This is a genomic window from Nereida ignava (genome assembly GCF_001049735.1).
Classification (GTDB): Bacteria; Pseudomonadota; Alphaproteobacteria; order Rhodobacterales; family Rhodobacteraceae; genus Nereida; species Nereida ignava.
Window position 1 is genome coordinate 59,433 of record NZ_CVPC01000006.1, and the last position, 17,034, is coordinate 76,466.

A 17,034-nucleotide genomic window follows, 5' to 3' on the forward strand; every position below is an offset into this window, starting at 1 on the left:
TCCTTTTGGGAAGGGGGGGCTTCGTGGCTAGGGTTTATTTCAGACTTGGGCATCTGAAAGAGCGGCTTCAAGAATTGGGGCTAAGCGTTGCGCCCATTCTTTTTGCTGTGCATCAGTTTCAATCAGATCATTGCGAATTTCGATCAGCACGTTAGGGCGACCGTGCTGAAGTGCATGAGTATCAATAGCATCACCGCGTAAGTGTCCTGCGTATGGCTCGTTATCGCCAACGCATAGGCCAGCGTTTCGCAAATGGGTGAGCGTGGGCGCGGACAGGCGCGTGTCGCTTGCATAGAGTACACCAACCTCCCACGGGCGTTTTGGCCTGCCGTTAAGTTGCGGTGTGAAACTGTGAATGGCGCAGATCACCGTGTCCTCGCGCCGCGCTGCCAGTTCTGCATATTTGGCGTGGTAGGGGGTATAGCACAGCTCCATCCGCTCGGCTGTATTGGCATCGCGGTTTGCTGGGATCAACGTGCCGTCATAGAGTTTCATCACCAACGTTGGATCATCTGCGCCACGATTTGGATCAATTACCAGCCGCGAAAAGTCGGACCATATCACTGGGCTATCAAGATATTCCCCAAGCGCGCGGCTGACCCCAAGTGCGCCGATATCATATGCGATGTGGCGTTCCATATCTGCGGGCGCCAAGCCTAACGTGCCGCCCTCGATGAGCGGTGGAATTTGGTTGGTTGCGTGATCGCAGGTAACAAGCCAGCGGCCTGCGCGCGTTGCACCTTCGGAATGAACAGGGCTGTAGGGGGTTGATTGTGACATGCGTGTGAAACTCCTTGGCAACCCTCATACGGCAGTTGTGATAGTTTGGGAATTGGGTCATATAGACATCAACTGATAGCGGTAACAGGTCACGACGGCCACCGCGCGCCGAACGAAGGATAACGATATGCGACGTATGCGAAACGTAAAAATTGTAGCGACCCTTGGGCCTGCATCGAATGACTATGAAATGATCCGCAAGCTGCACGAGGCGGGCGCAGACGTGTTCCGCTTGAACATGAGCCACGGCGATCATGATGAAATCCGCGCACGCCACGAGATCATTCGTCAGGTTGAAAAAGACCTCGATAGCCCGATTGCGATTCTGGCTGATCTTCAGGGGCCAAAGTTGCGTGTCGGAACGTTTGCTAATCCAGAAGGCGAAGACCTTGTCGAGGGCGCTCAGTTCCGTCTTGATCTTGACGAGGCTGAGGGTGACGCAAAACGCGTCCGCCTGCCGCACCCAGAGATTTTTGAGGCGCTGCAAGCTGGTGCGCATTTGCTGGTCAATGACGGTAAAATTAAGCTTCGCGTTGATGCGTGTGGCAAAGACTTTGCTGACTGCACCGTGCTTGCGGGCGGTGTGATTTCGAACCGCAAAGGCGTGAACGTACCCGATGTGGTGTTGCCGCTGAAGGCGCTGTCGGAAAAAGACCGCGCTGATCTTGAGTTTGTTTGCCAGCTTGGTGTGGATTGGCTTGCGCTGTCTTTCGTTCAGCGCCCCGAGGATGTGTACGAGGCGCGCGCGCTGGCCAACGGTCGTGCAGCTGTGTTGTCGAAGATTGAAAAACCTGCGGCAGTACAGGCGTTTGATGAAATTTTGCGCGTCAGTGACGGTATCATGGTGGCCCGTGGTGATTTGGGTGTTGAGCTGCCTGTACAGAACGTGCCGCCAATTCAAAAACAGTTGGTGCGTAAGTGCCGTGCAGCGGCCAAGCCGGTTATTGTTGCAACTCAGATGCTTGAGTCGATGATCGAGAGCCCGATGCCCACGCGTGCCGAGGTTAGTGATGTCGCAACGGCAATTTATGAAGGCACTGATGCGATCATGCTGTCAGCGGAATCCGCGGCGGGTAACTTTCCGATCGAAGCGGTGACCACCATGAATAACGTGGCAGTCGAGGTCGAAAATGATCCGACCTACACAGATATTATTGAAAACACGCGTTCAGCTAAACGTACTACTGTGGCTGATGGTATTGTTGCGGCGGCTCGTGAAATTGCAGAGACGACTGATGTGAAAGCGATTTGCTGTTTTACGCAATCCGGCACCACAGCGCTTTTGACAGCCCGTGAGCGCCCGCGCGTGCCGATCATCGCATTGACATCTCAGCGTGAAACAGCGCGGCGTTTGTCGCTTTCATGGGGAACGAACTGCACTATGACGCCGGATGTTGAGCGCTTCAAAATGGCTGTGGTTGCTGCTGCGCGCGCGGCGCGCAAACTGGGTATGGCAACTGAAACGGACCAGATTGTTGTCACCGCAGGCGTGCCTTTCAACCAAGCAGGTACAACCAACATCCTGCGCGTCGCCCCATGTGAAGAAAGGTTGATTTTCCGCACTGACCCTGAATGATACCAAGTGTATTTATTTAAGGGGTAGGGTGTGCAAACCGACTTTTATTTTGTGCTGGGACTGGTGTTTGCGGTTCTGGCCGTTCCGTCGATATTTTCCGCTTATGCAGAGGGGCGCAGTCCGCGCCTTTCTGCTCTTCTTGTTCTGATTTCGGGCGGCCTGTTGGCCTATGCGGTTACCACAAAGCCAGGTGGCTACGAAGTTGCGGAAATTCCGTCTGTGGTGATTGCGGTGATTGGTCAGCTTCTTCCCTAGTTTGCAGGACTTTTGTCTTGCACTTTTTGCCGCCGCAGCCTAATGCAGCGGTTCCACCGACGACAGCGGGCTCATTGGCATGCCTGAGTCGTTTTGAAAACTCTACGATTAGGAGATGAAAATGCCTAAGATGAAGACCAAGTCGAGCTGCAAAAAACGGTTCAAGGTCACGGCTAAAGGCCGTGTCAAAGCAGGTCAGGCCGGCAAACGCCACGGTATGATCAAACGTACAAACAAATTCCTCCGCGATGCTCGCGGGACCACAACGCTCTCGGCACCTGATGAGAAAATCATCAAGTCGATGATGCCCTATTCGCGCTAAGGAGGTCCTGATCAATGGCACGCGTTAAAGGTGGGACCACAACCCACGCCCGTCACAAAAAAGTCACTGATGCAGCGAAAGGCTACTACGGCCGTCGCAAAAATACCTTCAAGGTAGCGCGTCAAGCAGTCGACAAAGCTAACCAATATGCAACACGCGACCGTAAGAACCGTAAGCGCCAATTCCGCGCGCTTTGGATCCAACGGATTAATGCTGCAGTTCGTTTGAACGATGAAGCGCTGACATACAGCAAGTTCATCAACGGTCTGTCCCTTGCGGGTATCGAAGTGGACCGTAAAGTTCTGGCCGATCTGGCCGTGAACGAACCACAAGCGTTTACAGCCATCGTTGAAAAAGCGAAGGCGGCGCTCGCATAAATCACTCCCTTTGGGATTGAGCATTTTAAAGCCGTGCGCCTTTTGGGCGTGCGGCTTTTCTTATTCTAAAGCGGACGACTGACGTGATTGCGCCCTTTTATCTTCACAGGCGCAAAAGCGACATGGTGGCTTAATCTGCTCTACGCGGTTGAAACGAAACTCTTACGCCGCTAACGAATTGAAAACGACGCAACGCATTGCAAACGGAGTATCTCTTGACCGATCTACGTACCAAATACCTTAGCCTGATCGCGGAGGCGCAGGATGCTGCGGTTCTGGAAGATTTGCGTGTGCAAGCCGTTGGCAAAAAAGGCGAAATCAGCCTTCAGATGCGTGAATTGGGTAAAATGACACCGGAGCAGCGGCAAGAAGCTGGACCGATGTTGAACGCACTGAAAAACGAAATTAATTCTGCGTTGGCTGCCAAAAAAGAAGCGCTTGAAGATGCGGTTCTTAATGAACGTTTGCGTACCGAGTGGCTGGACGTGACATTGCCGTCGCGTGGACGTCCTGCAGGTACGTTGCACCCGATCAGTCAGGTCTGGGAAGAAGTCACCGCAATTTTCGCCGACATGGGCTTTTCCGTTGCAGAAGGCCCCCAGATCGAGAGCGATTGGTACAACTTTGATGCGCTCAATATCCCGGGGCACCACCCTGCGCGCGCCGAGATGGACACTTTTTACACTCACCGTGCCGAGGGCGATGATCGCCCGCCGCACGTGTTGCGTACCCACACCAGCCCGGTGCAAATTCGTAGCATGGAAGCCAATGGTGCACCGATCCGCGTAATCTGTCCGGGTCGTGTTTACCGCGCTGATTATGACCAAACCCATACGCCCATGTTCCACCAAGTCGAAGGTTTGGCGCTTGATAAGAACATCTCAATGGCCAACCTCAAGTGGGTTCTTGAAGAGTTCGTGAAGGCATTCTTTGAGGTCGACGACGTTGAGCTTCGGTTCCGCGCGTCCCACTTCCCGTTCACAGAGCCATCCGCAGAAGTGGACATTCGCTGCTCATGGGAGGGTGGCACGCTTAAAGTGGGTGAAGGGGATGATTGGCTCGAAATCCTTGGTTCAGGCATGGTGCACCCCAAGGTAATTGCTGCGGGTGGCATTGATCCGGACGTGTACCAAGGCTTTGCGTTTGGTGTTGGTATAGACCGCATCGCGATGCTGAAATACGGCATTCCAGACCTGCGTGCGTTCTTTGACAGTGATCTGCGTTGGTTGCGTCACTACGGATTTGCATCGCTCGATCAACCAAATCTTGCAGGAGGGCTGACACGATGAAATTCACTCTGTCATGGCTGAAATCGCACCTTCAAACTGACGCGTCTGTTGATGAGATTGCAGATGCGCTGACCGATCTTGGTCTTGAGGTTGAGGGTATTGAGAACCCGATCGAAAAGCTACGCCCCTTTACCATTGGCTACGTCAACTCTGCGGTGAAGCACCCGGATGCAGACAAACTGCGTGTGTGTCAGGTGCAAACCGATGAGGGTGAAAAGCAAATCATTTGTGGTGCGCCAAATGCGCGAGAAGGCATTACCGTCGTCGTGGCCAAACCCGGCGTTTACGTGCCTGGCATTGATACTACTATTGGCGTTGGCAAAATCCGTGGCATCGAAAGCTTCGGCATGATGGCGTCCGAGCGTGAGATGGAACTGTCCGACGAGCACGATGGTATCATTGAATTGCCATCCGGTGAAATTGGCCAGAGTTTTGCGGATTATCTTGCTGAGCATGATCCAGCCAAAGTGGATCCGGTCATCGAAATTGCGATCACACCAAACCGTCCGGACGCATTGGGCGTACGCGGCATTGCGCGTGATTTGGCGGCGCGCGGTCTTGGCACGTTGAAGGCTCGCGATGTCACTGCCGTTCCAGAAAATGGTGCAAGCGCGATTGGTGTGAGTATCGATGACGATACGCTAGATGGGTGCCCTGTGTTCTGTGGTCGCTTGATTAAAGGCGTCAAAAATGGTCCGTCCCCGCAATGGCTACAAGATCAGCTGCGTGCGATTGGCCTGCGCCCGATCAGTTTCTTGGTCGATGTGACCAACTGGTTTACGTATGATCTGAACCGCCCGCTGCACGTTTTTGATGCTGATAAAGTCGCGGGAAATCTACGGGTGCACCGCGCTGTAGGCGGTGAAGAGATCGTTGCCCTTGATGATAAGACCTACACGCTTTCCGCTGGTCAAATGGCAATTTCCGATGACAACGGTGTGCAAAGCATCGCCGGTATCATGGGCGGGCTTGAGACAGGCTGTACGGATGAAACCGTTAACGTCTTTGTCGAAAGCGCTTACTGGAACCCTGTACAAATCGCTTACGCGGGCCGTGCGCTTAAAATCAATTCTGATGCGCGCTACCGGTTTGAGCGTGGCATTGATCCTGCCTTTACACCCGAAGGTCTCGAGCACGCTGTGCGTATGATCGTTGATCATGCAGGCGGTGAAGCGAGCGAAGTTGTAACCGCGGGTGCTGTGCCTGACACGGCGCGTGCCTATAAGCTGGACACTGATCGTGTGGTGTCTCTTGTTGGGATGGAAATTCCAGCGCAGACACAGCGTCAAACCCTAACTGATCTGGGATTTGTGTTGGACGGTGATCAAGCCAATGTGCCGTCATGGCGTCCTGACGTTCAGGGTGAGGCGGATCTAGTCGAGGAAGTTGCGCGGATTGCGTCGCTGACAAAGCTTGTCGGTAAGCCGCTTCCGCGTATGGCGGGCATTGCAAAGCCTGTACTGACACCGATGCAAAAGCGTCTGACAACAGCGCGCCGCACTACCGCTGCTTTGGGGTACAACGAGGCTGTTACCTATAGCTTCATCGACCAAAAGGCGGCTGAGCTTTTTGGTGGTGGTACGGATGCGACAATGCTTGCAAACCCGATCAGCTCTGAAATGAGCCATATGCGTCCCAACTTGCTGCCTGGTCTTCTGCAGGCTGCAGCCCGTAACCAAGCGCGTGGGTTTATGGACGTAAGCCTTTTTGAGGCGGGCCCTGCATGGCACGGTGGTGAGCCGGGCGAGCAGCACGATCAGGTGGCAGGTATTCTTGTTGGGCGAACCGGTCCAAAAGATGTCCACGGTGAAATGCACCCTGTCGATGTTTATGACGTAAAAGCGGATATTGAGGCGGTTCTGGCCTCTATGGGGGCTCCGGCCAAAGTGCAAATCATGCGCGGTGGCTCTGATTGGTGGCACCCTGGGCGGCATGGCCAAATCTGTCTTGGTCCAAAGAAGGTGCTTGGCGTTTTTGGTGAGCTACACCCCAAAATTCTGGCGGCGATGGGCATTAAGGGTCCGGCGATGGCCTTCACGATTTTCCCCGCCGAAATCCCGCTTCCGCGTAAATCATCTGCCACGCGTCCTGCTCTGAAGGCGACAGACTTGCAGGCTGTTGAACGCGATTTTGCGTTTGTCGTGGATGCGGATGTTGAGGCGTTGACCTTGGTAAATGCGGCAGCGGGTGCTGACAAAGCACTGATTTCCGATGTGCGCGTCTTTGACGAGTTTATTGGCGGCAGCCTTGGTGAGGGGCGCAAAAGCCTTGCGATCACTGTCCGCTTACAGCCGAGCGATGCCACGTTGACTGAAAAAGATATTGAAGCCGTGGGCGCCAAGATCATCGAAAAAGTAAGCAAAGCAACAGGTGGTGAGCTGCGGGGTTAAGACTGCTTTGCTTAGAAATGAAAGGCCGCCCTGAACCGCGTCACGGGTCAGAAAGCGATCCAAATATGCTGAAACATTCTTGAAGCCATCAAAACCTAGCAGTTCTTTGGTGCCATAAAAATCAAGTGCCCGAAGCCAAGGCGCAATCGCCATATCGGCGGTTGAGTAATCACCAGCTACCCAATCGCGTCCTTCAAGATGCCCGTCCAAGACAGTTAACAATCGCTTACTTTCATCTAGGTAGCGTTGCTTGGGGCGTGGGTCTTCAATCTCAGAGCCTGCAAATTTGTGGAAAAAACCCATCTGTCCAAACATCGGGCCAAGGCCACCCATTTGCCACATAAGCCACGTCATCACTTCTGCGCGCTCAGCTGCGTTCGTTCCGATAAACTGTCCTGTCTTATCCGCAAGATACACTAGGATCGCACCGCTTTCGAACATCCCAATCGGGCCATCAGGTGCGGTTGGGTCGATAATGGCTGGAATTTTGTTGTTAGGATTTAAAGACAAAAACTCAGGGCTGCGCACATCTGCATCGGCCAAAGTCACTGTGTGCGCCTCGTATGGGATGCCCATTTCTTCCAGCGCGATCGACACTTTAACGCCGTTTGGTGTCGGAAACGAATAAAGCTGCAACACACTTGGGTCTTTGGCGGGCCATTTCTCATTAATCTTGAAATCATCTGGAAACGTCATGGCGTGATCCTTTCATCGCGTTAACCTGTTTTGAACATAGGCGCTAAGTCTGCGGAAAAAAGGAATAGTATTGTGTTCATCACGCGTTAACACTGTGCGTAGGCGCGCCAAGTAGTGTTTGCGGCGTGTGTGTAAGTAACGAGGGAACCAAAATATGTTAAAAGAATTCAAAGACTTCATCGCCAAGGGCAACGTCATGGATATGGCCGTCGGCATCATCATTGGTGCGGCCTTTACGGCCATTGTGGGCAGTCTTGTGTCAGATTTGATCAACCCAATTATCAGCTTGTTTATGGGCGGCGTTGATTTCAGCGGCATGTACGCGTTGCTTGGCGAAGGCGAGTACGCGTCCATGGCTGAGGCGGAAGAGGCAGGTGCGGCGGTCTTCGCTTATGGCCGTTTTATCATGGCGATCATCAATTTCCTGATCATCGCTTTTGTCGTGTTCATGCTGGTTAAATCTGTAAACTCGATGAAAAAGAAAGAAGCACCAGCAGCCCCTCCTGCGCCCAAAGGGCCGACCCAAGAAGAGCTGCTGATGGAAATTCGTGACGCGTTGAAAAAGTAAATTGATTACGCGCCATCGTGTAGTGTGGGGAGGGCCCGCCGGCTTATTGGCGGGCCTTCCTTTTACTTCAGGATGACGGATGTTGACGTGACATCAATGCCAAGAGCCTTGCCCACAGCAAAATAGGTTAGCTTGCCGTCATGTACATTTAGCCCGTTTGCAAGGTGCGGATCATCAATGCAGGCCTGCTTCCACCCCTTGTCCGCAAGTGCCAGTATGAAGGGCATTGTCGCGTTACCAAGGGCAATGGTCGACGTGCGCGCAACAGCGCCAGGCATGTTCGCAACGCAATAGTGCATGATCCCATCCACATCATAGATTGGATCTTGGTGTGTGGTGGCTTTGGATGTTTCAAAACATCCACCTTGGTCAATGGCCACATCCACAAGGGCCGCCCCCGGCTTCATTTCAGAAAGCTGCGCACGGCTGACCAGTTTCGGAGCAGCCGCACCGGGAATTAGGACTGCACCAATGACCATGTCCGCTTGTTGTACCAATTCTGCAGTGTTGCCCGCACTGGCATAGCCGTTTTTGAAGCTGCCGCCAAAGACGTCATCCAAATAACGCAAACGAGGCAGAGAACGGTCCAGAACGGTCACATCTGCGCCCATTCCAGCGGCAATTTTTGCCGCATGTGTGCCGACGACACCGCCGCCAATGACAACTACTTTTGCAGGGCCAACGCCAGGTACGCCGCCCATAAGCACACCGCGCCCACCGTTTGCTTTTTGCAGTGTCCATGCACCTACTTGCGGGGCCAAGCGGCCTGCGACTTCGGACATCGGGGCCAGCAAAGGAAGGCCGCCACGGTCATCTGTTACCGTTTCGTACGCGATGCAGGTCGCGCCGGACGCCAGCAAATCTTTGGTCTGCTCGGGATCGGGCGCAAGGTGCAAGTAAGTGAACAGCAACTGTCCTTCACGCAGCATTTTGCGCTCTGCGGCTTGGGGCTCTTTCACTTTCACGATCATGTCGGCAGTGGCAAAAATCTCTGCCGCGGTGTCCAGCATGGTAGCACCAGCTGTTTCGTAATCGCTGTCGGCAAAGCCTGCACCAAGGCCCGCGCCTTTTTCGATGACAACGCTATGGCCGCGCAAGACCGCTTCGGCGGCGGCATTGGGGGTCATCCCAACGCGGAACTCTTGTGGCTTAATTTCTTTTGGACATCCCAGTTTCATGATGTTCCCTCCTGTTAACTATTTGAAGGGACGTTCGCCTAGAATACGCGCATTTTCTCACTTAATTGACTGGTTGATATGGCGCTTAACGCAAGAATATTCTACTAATTTCAAATTACTGCGGAGGATATTCGAATTGACGCCACTTGATGACACCGATTGCCGTATTCTGAAGGTGCTACAGAAGTCTGGGCGCATGTCCAACGCTGAATTGTCTGATGCGGTGAACCTGTCAGCATCTGCGTGCCATAGGCGTGTGCAACGCTTAGAGAATGACGGCTTTATTCGCAATTACGTAGCGATGGTTGATCCCCGTAAAATCGGTTTGCCGACGACTGTTTTCGTCGAGATTACTCTGTCGACCCAAGCGGATGAGGTGCTTGATGGCTTCGAAAAGGCTGTGGCGCGTATTCCCAATGTTCTTGAGTGTCATTTGATGGCTGGTAGCGCGGATTACCTGCTTAAGGTCGTGGCGTCTGATACGGATGATTTTGCAGCCATTCACCGCCGCTACCTTGCGCGTTTGCCAGGTGTGCAAACCATGCAATCAAGCTTTGCGCTACGCACAGTTTTCAAAACAACAGCGCTTCCCGTTTAACCTGTTTGCGGAATGAGGGCCGTGGTCCTTTCGGGCTGTGCCATACTACGCACGCTGTGGAAATCACCTAAAATAAAACCCCCGCAAATTACTTTGCGAGGGCTTAATTCTTTTGCGTTGCGTGCTGAGCAGCTCTTAGAGCATACCTTCGCGCTGTGCTTTCTTACGTGCCAATTTACGGGCACGACGGATAGCTTCATCATTCTCGCGCGCTTTTTTCACGGAAGGTTTTTCGAAATGTTGCTTTAGCTTCATTTCACGAAAAACACCTTCACGCTGGAGCTTCTTTTTCAGAGCTCGGAGGGCTTGTTCAACATTGTTGTCGCGAACACTAACCTGCATGTGGTTTTCACCACCTTTCTAGTTTGAAGTTGCATGGAATTGCAGGAATTGGCCGTATAGCAACCGGCGCCCTATGTGTCTAGTATACCCCTATTGAGAAGGAGAAGCCTGATGCCTGCCGCCCCTTATGACATTGCAAAGCAAGAACTTCTTGAAGCTGCATTGATGCATGTTGCTTTTGATGGGTGGTCCGATGCCACTTTCAAAGCGGCTGTGCGCGATTCGGGCATGGACATTGGTTTGGCCAAATCTGTGTGTCCACGCGGGGCGATTGATCTGGCGATTGCGTTTCACAAACGCGGTGACGAGGCGATGATCGCAGCCGTCAAAGCAGCAGATCTGACTGAGATGAAGTTCCGCCAGAAAGTCGCGTTTGCGCTGCGTACCCGATTTGAATTGATTATGGATAAAGAGGCGGTACAGCGGGGCACGACTCTTTTTGCACTGCCACATCTGGCCGCTGATGGTGCCAAGTTGATCTGGGGTACTGCAGATGCGATTTGGACTGTGTTGGGTGATACCTCTGAGGACGTAAATTGGTATACAAAGCGGGCGACCTTGTCCGGTGTTTATGCCTCGACGGTGTTGTATTGGCTGGGTGATGACAGCACCGACACGCAGGCCACTTGGGATTTCATCGATCGTCGTATTGAAAACGTGATGCAGTTTGAAAAAGTCAAAGCGCAGATGAACTCAAACCCTGCTTTGTCCAAACTCATGGCGGGGCCGAACTGGTTGATGAGCCAAATCAAAGCGCCAACACAATTCGCCCCGCCTACCGATTTACCGGGTATGTGGCGCGGCGATCAAAGCTAAGCCACAGACAGAACAAATGGATGCGCGGATGATGAAGGCAGTTGAGATTACCCAAGCGGGTGGCCCAGAAGTGTTGCAGCTATGCGAGCGTCCTATGCCGCGCGCGGGGCACGGTGAGGTAGTGATCAAAGTTGCCTATGCGGGGGTAAACCGGCCTGATGCGCTGCAGCGTGCGGGGTCTTATGCGCCACCAAAAGGTGCTAGCGATCTGCCAGGCCTTGAAGCGTCTGGCGAGGTTGTTGAGGTTGGTGCCGGCGTTGTGTGGCCTGCCGTTGGTGAGATGGTCTGCGCTTTGCTGCCCGGTGGTGGCTATGCAGAATTTGTGGCGACACCCGCGGCGCACTGTTTGCCTGTTCCTGCCTGTACTGAGTTAATGCAGGCGGCCTGTCTGCCAGAAAACTACTTTACCGTTTGGTCCAATATGTTCATGCGCGGCGGGCTTAAGGCGGGTGAGCGGGTGCTTGTTCATGGTGGGTCAAGTGGCATTGGTACGACGGCCATTCAGCTTGCCAATGCCGCGGGTGCGCGGGTTTTTGCAACTGCTGGAACGGCCGAAAAATGCGCCGTGTGCGAAGGTCTCGGGGCCGAGCGAGCGATCAATTACCGCGACGAAGACTTCGTGGCCATTCTTAAAGAAAACGGCCGTGCGAATATGATCCTTGATATGGTTGGTGGTGATTACATCCCGCGCAATATCAGTGCCTTGGCAGATGATGGGCGGCTTATTCAGATTGCTTTTTTGCAGGGCCCAAAAGTGGCTCTGAACTTTGCTCACGTGATGATGCGGCGGCTGTCGATCACGGGATCAACGCTGCGCCCACAGTCTGATTTGGCTAAGGCGCAGATCGCAACAGAGCTGTGTGATACGGTGTGGCCCATGCTTGAAGCAGGCCGTGTCAAAGTGGTGATGGACAGTGAGTTCGCACTTGCAGACGCGGCCAAGGCCCACGCACGTATGGAAAGCAGCGAACACATTGGTAAAATTGTTCTGAAAGTGAGTGGCTAGGCCAGCCTTTTGGGTGGCGAGAGCCCCAAGTGTCCGTATCGCGCCCGCAATGGCTTAACGGATTGGGTCCAAAAGGGCATCGTCCAATGTACAGTCACGCCGCACGTCTGAACCGCACGTGACTGGCGTCAGATCCTTTGACAGGCAAACGCGCACTTCTTGGATGCGCGTAGATTTGCAGGTGACTGTGATCATATCGGGCGCCAACGTTGGGTTCGTCTTTATGAAAGCCTCTTCGATCACTTGTGTGGGGACCCCAACAGCACGGTCTAGTTTGCGGAAAACTTCGGGCCGGTTGATCTGCCCGTAGGCTGTACGGGCGGTACCAAAATAGCGCGCCGCAGACAGCCCTGAACAGGTGCCGTGTTTCTTCCATTGATGCCAAGCGGAACCCGCTGTGCCCATGATATCAGCCATTTCGGCAGTTTGCGCGCGGGATGCGGCACGTTCTGGGGTGGGGCAGTAAGACGGCCAGCCTTTGTTGTATTGCGGCCAGAGCCCGTGCAGAACCCACCCAAAATTTGCGTTATCTGCGCATTGCGCTGAGCCTCGCGCGTCACCCTCAAGCGCGCACCACGTAGGCGACCATGACAAGGCCAGCACGTAGTAATTAAAATCACCAGATTTCTCGCCCGCCGCTTGGGCGATTGAGCTTGATATCAGTAGAGCAAATAACCAACGCATGTTTACACTTCCCAAACCGTACTGGTGTCCTTATACGGTCATGCAAGTTCCCCGACAATGTGAACCCGCCCGAACGAGGGCAGACCGATTTAAGGTCGCGGGGAAGGCACGTTTAATGAAAGGAGACATCTTATGTCTGGCAAACCGATTATGGCAAAAGCAACAGCTGTTTGGCTGTGTGACAACACCACGATGACCTTCAAGCAGATCGCAGATTTCTGTGGCCTGCATGAGTTGGAAGTCCAAGGTATTGCTGATGGGGATGTTGCGGCTGGCGTGAAGGGGTTTGACCCCGTCGCCAATAACCAGCTGACAGCCGAAGAGATTGAAGCAGCGGAAAAGAATCCGCTACACTCACTCAAGCTGAAGTTCTATCAGGCTGCTGTGGGTGAAGAAAAGCGCCGCGGCCCGCGCTACACACCACTGTCAAAGCGTCAGGACCGTCCTGCGTCGATCTACTGGTTGGTTAAGTTCCACCCAGAGCTGTCTGATGGTCAGATCGGCAAACTGGTCGGCACAACCAAGCCAACGATCCAAGCTATCCGTGAGCGCACCCACTGGAACATCCAAAACATTCAGCCGATTGATCCAGTAGCGCTTGGTCTGTGTAAGCAGTCTGAATTGGACACAGCTGTTCAAAAGGCAAATGCGAAAAAGGCCAAAGAAGGCGGTGTCATGTCTGATGATGAGCGCCGTAAGTTGGTAAGCACAGAGCAGTCTTTGGGTGTCGAAGAGCCCAAGATGCCAAGCTCTATTGCTGGTCTTGAGGCCTTCACGCTTGGTGACAGCACGCCTGAGCCCGAAGAAGCAGAGCCGCAGTATGACGCAGAGAGTTTGTTCAAGTCACCAGCACCTGATGCAGAAGCTGATGCTGACGAGGACGACAACGCGTAATATACGAGTTTGCTCAGAAGAAATGAAAAACGGCGGCGCCTTGAGGAAAGGCGCCGCCGTTTTTCATTTGTGTCTACCTTAGGGCTTCAGAAAGATTTGCGGGCGTTGAGCGCCGCGCTGATCGTGCCGTCATCCAGATAGTCCAACTCACCGCCAATCGGCACACCTTGGGCCAATGAAGTGACCTCAAGATCAGGCAATTGATCAGCGATATAATGCGCCGTCGTTTGCCCGTCGATTGTGGCGTTCAGGGCCAGAATAACTTCGCTGATTTCTTCGGTTCGGATACGGTCAAGCAAGCGTGGAATGCGCAACTCATCGGGCCCAATGGCGTCAAGCGCGCTGAGTGTGCCGCCCAACACGTGATAGCGGCCTTTAAAAACCCGCGAGCGTTCCATGGCCCACAAATCTGCTACGTCCTCTACCACGCAAATCTGGCCGTTTGCGCGTTTTTCACTCTCGCAAATCTCACACAGATCCGTCGTCCCGACGTTTCCGCAGTTCAGACATTCCCGCGCAGTTGCAGCGACCGTTTGCATGACATCCGCCAGCGGGCTGAGCAGCAGAGACTTCTTCTTGATCATATGCAGAACAGCACGGCGCGCAGAGCGCGGGCCCAACCCCGGAAGTTTGGCCATCATATCGATGAGTGTTTCAAGATCCGCGGAATGGGTCATAGCGGGGTTTAGAACGGCAGCTTCATGTCTGCGGGCAGGCCTAGGCCTTCTGTCAGTTTGCCCATTTCTTCTTGGGACTTCTGCGCGGCTTTTGCCTGTGCGTCTTTGATGGCTGCAAGGATCAGGTCCTCAACCACTTCTTTTTCATCCGGGTGAAAGATGGATGGATCAATGTCGAGGCCTGTCAAAATGCCTTTGGCAGTTGCGGTCGCTTTGACCAAACCCGCACCGCTTTCGCCCGTTACAGTGACGTTTTCAAGGTCGTCTTGCATCTCGGCCATTTTGGATTGCATATCTTTGGCGGCCTTCATCATTTTGGCCATATCGCCCATGCCTTTGAACATCTTTATTTCTCCGTGGTTGGGGGATTTTTGGCCCCGCGTGTTGTGTAAAGGATCGTCGCGACACATAGCGCGATGACCGTGGTGATAAACAGAGAAGAGCTGCCAATGCAGCCTTCCGCCATGGCTTGTAGCGTCAGTGGTGCGGGCGTGCCGAGCGTGAGCGTCGACATCCAAACAGTCCACGCCAACACAACAACCAGTGCGCCCCACTGGTGACGCAACCTGACCACCAATGCTGTCGCCACAAGCAAGATAAGCGAAGGGGGCGTGGACATAAGGGCTACCAACTCATCCACTGCGGTGGCCGTGGTGCCCGCGTCCCAGTTGGGTCGCAAACTGCTGCACACGCTGGTCTGGGCGTAAGCGGCCAGAGGTGCTGTCCCGAGTAAGATTGCAGTGCTGATCAGTCCTCGTCGAAGGGGTCCCATTCGTCCTCAACTTCTGCCAGTGCTTCACCGGCGACGGTGGTTTCGAGATCTTTCATGGTTTTGATGTTAACGATTTTCGCGTCTGGGAATGCATCAAAAACCGCTTGGACAAGCGGGTGCGCTGAGGCTTCTGCTTTCAGTGCAAGGTCCGCAGCGTCACGCTTTTCAGCGATTGTTTCCGTGCCGCCCTCTGCCTCGATTGAGATGGCCCATCTGTTGCCGGTCCACGCCTGCAAACGGCTGCCGAGTTTTTGGGCCAGATCTGTGGGTGCGTTCGGAGTGGGCGCAAAGGTGATGCGCCCCGGTTGATATGAGATCAGGCGCACGCCATTTTCCACATCCACCAGCAACTTAACATCGCGGTGGGTCCGGATCAGTTCAACCACGGTTTCAAACGTCGCAAACCGTGCAAGACCTTGATCAACGGCCAATGCTGTTGCGCCTGCGGTGGTGCCGCCCATTTGTGCGGCCGAGGATGTAGCGTGGCTAACCGCCGATGTATTTGCTCCGCCCGACATCTGCGCACCGCCGCTAGCTGGTCCGTTGCCGCCGCTTTGGGGGGCTGCAGATGGGGGCGTCATATCTTTTAGTTTGCGTACCAAGTCATCCGGCGCCGGAAGGTCTGCCACGTGTGTCAGGCGAATGATTGCCATTTCTGCCGCCATCATCGCGTTTGGCGCCTGCGAAACTTCTTCGATTGCTTTCAGCAGCATCTGCCACATCCGCGTAAGCACCCGCATCGGTAAGGCCGCTGCCATTGCTTGGCCGCGCGCACGCTCATCTGGGCCGATCGTGGGGTCCTCTGCAGCGTCTGGTGTGATCTTAACAACGCTCGTCCAGTGGGTGATTTCCGCTAAATCGCGTAAAACCGCCATGGGGTCTGCGCCGTCTGCGTATTGTGATGAAATTTCGGATAAGGCACCCGCCGCATCACCTTTGAGGATCATGTCAAACAAGTCTAAAACGCGCCCACGGTCCGCAAGGCCAAGCATCGCGCGCACTTGATCGGCGGTGGTTTCGCCGGCGCCGTGGCTGATGGCTTGGTCCAATAGTGATGTGGCGTCCCGTGCAGAGCCTTCAGCCGCCCGGGTGATCAGGGCCAGCGCATCATCGGTAATTTCAGCGCCTTCGCCAGTGGCGATTTTGCGCAGCAGGGCAATTTGCACTTCGGGCTCAATGCGGCGCAGGTCAAACCGCTGGCACCGTGACAACACCGTGACTGGGACTTTGCGGATCTCCGTCGTGGCAAAGATAAATTTGACATGTGCAGGCGGTTCTTCGAGCGTTTTCAGCAGGGCGTTGAACGCTGAGGTACTAAGCATGTGCACCTCATCGATGATGTATATTTTGTAGCGCGCAGAAGCGGCGCGATAGGCGACAGATTCGATGATTTCACGGATGTCATTGACGCCAGTACGTGAGGCGGCGTCCATCTCCATGACGTCAACGTGGCGGCCCTCCATGATCGCTGTGCAGTGCTCGCAAACGCCGCATGGCTCGGTTGTGGGGCCGCTGGTGCCATCAGTGCCGATGCAGTTCATGCCCTTGGCGATAATCCGTGCGGTGGTGGTTTTCCCCGTGCCGCGAATACCCGTCATCACGAAGGCCTGAGCGATCCTGTCAGCCTCAAACGCGTTTTTGAGCGTGCGCACCATCGCGTCTTGGCCAACAAGGTCGGCAAAGGTTTCGGGGCGGTATTTGCGCGCAAGCACCTGATAGGCGGGTTTGTCAGTCATCAAAGCCTCATAGATAGACTGCTTCAGACTAGTGGTGTGGGCTGGCAACGTCCACAGGGGAATCCGCATCATTTGGCC

Annotated in this window: 20 protein-coding genes; 11 read left to right on the plus strand and 9 right to left on the minus strand. The window is 54.2% G+C overall.

Going from position 1 to position 17,034, the window contains the following annotated elements; translation table 11 throughout:
• Nucleotides 1-39: 39 nt before the first annotated feature.
• Entirely contained in the window at nt 40-780 is a 741-nt protein-coding gene (locus NIG5292_RS07300) for an N-formylglutamate amidohydrolase (RefSeq protein ID WP_048598870.1), read from the minus strand.
• A gap of 127 nt (nt 781-907) precedes the next feature.
• Between NIG5292_RS07300 and pyk the strand changes: the two genes are divergently transcribed.
• From pyk to pheT, 6 genes are all read left to right on the plus strand, one after another.
• The gene (gene pyk / locus NIG5292_RS07305; protein ID WP_048598871.1) at nt 908-2,356 is read left to right on the plus strand and encodes a pyruvate kinase; all 1,449 of its coding nucleotides are present in this window, start codon (nt 908-910) and stop codon (nt 2,354-2,356) included.
• A gap of 30 nt (nt 2,357-2,386) precedes the next feature.
• Nucleotides 2,387-2,611 carry a hypothetical protein gene (locus NIG5292_RS07310; RefSeq protein WP_048598872.1) on the plus strand — a complete coding sequence of 75 codons (225 nt, stop codon included), beginning with the start codon at nt 2,387-2,389 and terminating at the stop codon, nt 2,609-2,611.
• A 121-nt stretch (nt 2,612-2,732) separates the two neighbouring features.
• Entirely contained in the window at nt 2,733-2,933 is a 201-nt protein-coding gene (rpmI, locus tag NIG5292_RS07315; RefSeq protein ID WP_048598873.1) for a 50S ribosomal protein L35, read from the plus strand.
• A 14-nt stretch (nt 2,934-2,947) separates the two neighbouring features.
• Nucleotides 2,948-3,310 carry a 50S ribosomal protein L20 gene (gene rplT / locus NIG5292_RS07320; protein WP_048598874.1) on the plus strand — a complete coding sequence of 121 codons (363 nt, stop codon included), beginning with the start codon at nt 2,948-2,950 and terminating at the stop codon, nt 3,308-3,310.
• 215 nt (nt 3,311-3,525) lie between these two features.
• A complete protein-coding gene (gene pheS / locus NIG5292_RS07325; protein WP_048598875.1) occupies nt 3,526-4,599 on the plus strand; it encodes a phenylalanine--tRNA ligase subunit alpha in 1,074 nt (357 codons plus the stop codon).
• Nucleotides 4,596-6,989: a phenylalanine--tRNA ligase subunit beta gene (gene pheT, locus NIG5292_RS07330; RefSeq protein WP_048598876.1), complete on the plus strand. Its 2,394-nt coding sequence runs from the start codon at nt 4,596-4,598 to the stop codon at nt 6,987-6,989. The genes pheS and pheT overlap by 4 nt, the downstream gene beginning before the upstream one ends.
• Here pheT and NIG5292_RS07335 read toward each other — a convergent pair.
• Nucleotides 6,885-7,685, minus strand: coding sequence for a glutathione S-transferase family protein (locus NIG5292_RS07335; protein WP_082136657.1), 801 nt, complete (start codon nt 7,683-7,685; stop codon nt 6,885-6,887). The genes pheT and NIG5292_RS07335 overlap by 105 nt on opposite strands.
• Before the next feature lie 154 nt (nt 7,686-7,839).
• Here NIG5292_RS07335 and mscL point away from each other — a divergent pair, with 154 nt between their 5' ends.
• Entirely contained in the window at nt 7,840-8,253 is a 414-nt protein-coding gene (mscL, locus tag NIG5292_RS07340; protein ID WP_048598877.1) for a large conductance mechanosensitive channel protein MscL, read from the plus strand.
• Between the two features lie 62 nt (nt 8,254-8,315).
• Here the strand turns inward: mscL and ald are convergent, their stop codons facing one another.
• On the minus strand, nt 8,316-9,431 hold the full coding sequence (gene ald / locus NIG5292_RS07345) for an alanine dehydrogenase (RefSeq protein ID WP_048598878.1): 1,116 nt from the start codon (nt 9,429-9,431) through the stop codon (nt 8,316-8,318).
• A gap of 136 nt (nt 9,432-9,567) precedes the next feature.
• Here ald and NIG5292_RS07350 point away from each other — a divergent pair, with 136 nt between their 5' ends.
• On the plus strand, nt 9,568-10,029 hold the full coding sequence (locus tag NIG5292_RS07350; protein ID WP_267884463.1) for an Lrp/AsnC family transcriptional regulator: 462 nt from the start codon (nt 9,568-9,570) through the stop codon (nt 10,027-10,029).
• Nucleotides 10,030-10,164: 135 nt separating this feature from the next.
• On the opposite strand, the gene rpsU is transcribed toward NIG5292_RS07350, so the two are convergent.
• Complete coding sequence (rpsU, locus tag NIG5292_RS07355) at nt 10,165-10,371, minus strand: 30S ribosomal protein S21 (protein ID WP_048598879.1); 207 nt, start codon at nt 10,369-10,371, stop codon at nt 10,165-10,167.
• 111 nt (nt 10,372-10,482) lie between these two features.
• On the opposite strand from rpsU, the gene NIG5292_RS07360 reads away from it, so the two are divergent.
• Together NIG5292_RS07360 and NIG5292_RS07365 are read left to right on the plus strand one after the other, a co-directional pair.
• Nucleotides 10,483-11,187 carry a COQ9 family protein gene (locus NIG5292_RS07360; RefSeq protein ID WP_048598880.1) on the plus strand — a complete coding sequence of 235 codons (705 nt, stop codon included), beginning with the start codon at nt 10,483-10,485 and terminating at the stop codon, nt 11,185-11,187.
• A 31-nt stretch (nt 11,188-11,218) separates the two neighbouring features.
• Entirely contained in the window at nt 11,219-12,193 is a 975-nt protein-coding gene (locus NIG5292_RS07365) for an NAD(P)H-quinone oxidoreductase (RefSeq protein WP_082136662.1), read from the plus strand.
• Nucleotides 12,194-12,247: 54 nt separating this feature from the next.
• On the opposite strand, the gene NIG5292_RS07370 is transcribed toward NIG5292_RS07365, so the two are convergent.
• Nucleotides 12,248-12,877 (minus strand): ribonuclease T2 family protein, encoded by a 630-nt coding sequence (locus NIG5292_RS07370; RefSeq protein ID WP_048598881.1) that lies wholly within the window; start codon nt 12,875-12,877, stop codon nt 12,248-12,250.
• Nucleotides 12,878-13,009: 132 nt separating this feature from the next.
• Between NIG5292_RS07370 and NIG5292_RS07375 the strand changes: the two genes are divergently transcribed.
• Nucleotides 13,010-13,771: a DUF1013 domain-containing protein gene (locus tag NIG5292_RS07375; RefSeq protein WP_048598882.1), complete on the plus strand. Its 762-nt coding sequence runs from the start codon at nt 13,010-13,012 to the stop codon at nt 13,769-13,771.
• Nucleotides 13,772-13,857: 86 nt separating this feature from the next.
• On the opposite strand, the gene recR is transcribed toward NIG5292_RS07375, so the two are convergent.
• Genes recR through NIG5292_RS07395 form a run of 4 tightly spaced genes read right to left on the minus strand, consistent with a single transcriptional unit; the run spans nt 13,858 to nt 16,956 of the window.
• Nucleotides 13,858-14,448, minus strand: a complete 591-nt coding sequence (gene recR, locus NIG5292_RS07380) for a recombination mediator RecR (protein ID WP_048598883.1) — start codon at nt 14,446-14,448, stop codon at nt 13,858-13,860.
• Between the two features lie 8 nt (nt 14,449-14,456).
• Nucleotides 14,457-14,792, minus strand: coding sequence for a YbaB/EbfC family nucleoid-associated protein (locus tag NIG5292_RS07385; RefSeq protein WP_048598884.1), 336 nt, complete (start codon nt 14,790-14,792; stop codon nt 14,457-14,459).
• Between the two features lie 2 nt (nt 14,793-14,794).
• Complete coding sequence (locus NIG5292_RS14810; RefSeq protein ID WP_143081964.1) at nt 14,795-15,220, minus strand: hypothetical protein; 426 nt, start codon at nt 15,218-15,220, stop codon at nt 14,795-14,797.
• Nucleotides 15,196-16,956, minus strand: coding sequence for a DNA polymerase III subunit gamma/tau (locus tag NIG5292_RS07395; protein ID WP_048598886.1), 1,761 nt, complete (start codon nt 16,954-16,956; stop codon nt 15,196-15,198). The genes NIG5292_RS14810 and NIG5292_RS07395 overlap by 25 nt, the downstream gene beginning before the upstream one ends.
• Between the last annotated feature and the right edge of the window lie 78 nt (nt 16,957-17,034).

What these genes read in the sequence shown, in the direction of transcription:
- NIG5292_RS07300 (WP_048598870.1), bottom strand. Translation starts at nt 780, where the DNA reads ATGTCACAATCAACCCCCTACAGCCCTGTTCATTCCGAAGGTGCAACG.
- pyk (WP_048598871.1), top strand. Translation starts at nt 908, where the DNA reads ATGCGACGTATGCGAAACGTAAAAATTGTAGCGACCCTTGGGCCTGCA.
- rpmI (WP_048598873.1), top strand. Translation starts at nt 2,733, where the DNA reads ATGCCTAAGATGAAGACCAAGTCGAGCTGCAAAAAACGGTTCAAGGTC.
- rplT (WP_048598874.1), top strand. Translation starts at nt 2,948, where the DNA reads ATGGCACGCGTTAAAGGTGGGACCACAACCCACGCCCGTCACAAAAAA.
- pheT (WP_048598876.1), top strand. Translation starts at nt 4,596, where the DNA reads ATGAAATTCACTCTGTCATGGCTGAAATCGCACCTTCAAACTGACGCG.
- NIG5292_RS07335 (WP_082136657.1), bottom strand. Translation starts at nt 7,685, where the DNA reads ATGACGTTTCCAGATGATTTCAAGATTAATGAGAAATGGCCCGCCAAA.
- mscL (WP_048598877.1), top strand. Translation starts at nt 7,840, where the DNA reads ATGTTAAAAGAATTCAAAGACTTCATCGCCAAGGGCAACGTCATGGAT.
- ald (WP_048598878.1), bottom strand. Translation starts at nt 9,431, where the DNA reads ATGAAACTGGGATGTCCAAAAGAAATTAAGCCACAAGAGTTCCGCGTT.
- rpsU (WP_048598879.1), bottom strand. Translation starts at nt 10,371, where the DNA reads ATGCAGGTTAGTGTTCGCGACAACAATGTTGAACAAGCCCTCCGAGCT.
- NIG5292_RS07360 (WP_048598880.1), top strand. Translation starts at nt 10,483, where the DNA reads ATGCCTGCCGCCCCTTATGACATTGCAAAGCAAGAACTTCTTGAAGCT.
- NIG5292_RS07365 (WP_082136662.1), top strand. Translation starts at nt 11,219, where the DNA reads ATGAAGGCAGTTGAGATTACCCAAGCGGGTGGCCCAGAAGTGTTGCAG.
- NIG5292_RS07370 (WP_048598881.1), bottom strand. Translation starts at nt 12,877, where the DNA reads ATGCGTTGGTTATTTGCTCTACTGATATCAAGCTCAATCGCCCAAGCG.
- NIG5292_RS07375 (WP_048598882.1), top strand. Translation starts at nt 13,010, where the DNA reads ATGTCTGGCAAACCGATTATGGCAAAAGCAACAGCTGTTTGGCTGTGT.
- recR (WP_048598883.1), bottom strand. Translation starts at nt 14,448, where the DNA reads ATGACCCATTCCGCGGATCTTGAAACACTCATCGATATGATGGCCAAA.
- NIG5292_RS07385 (WP_048598884.1), bottom strand. Translation starts at nt 14,792, where the DNA reads ATGTTCAAAGGCATGGGCGATATGGCCAAAATGATGAAGGCCGCCAAA.
- NIG5292_RS14810 (WP_143081964.1), bottom strand. Translation starts at nt 15,220, where the DNA reads ATGGGACCCCTTCGACGAGGACTGATCAGCACTGCAATCTTACTCGGG.
- NIG5292_RS07395 (WP_048598886.1), bottom strand. Translation starts at nt 16,956, where the DNA reads ATGACTGACAAACCCGCCTATCAGGTGCTTGCGCGCAAATACCGCCCC.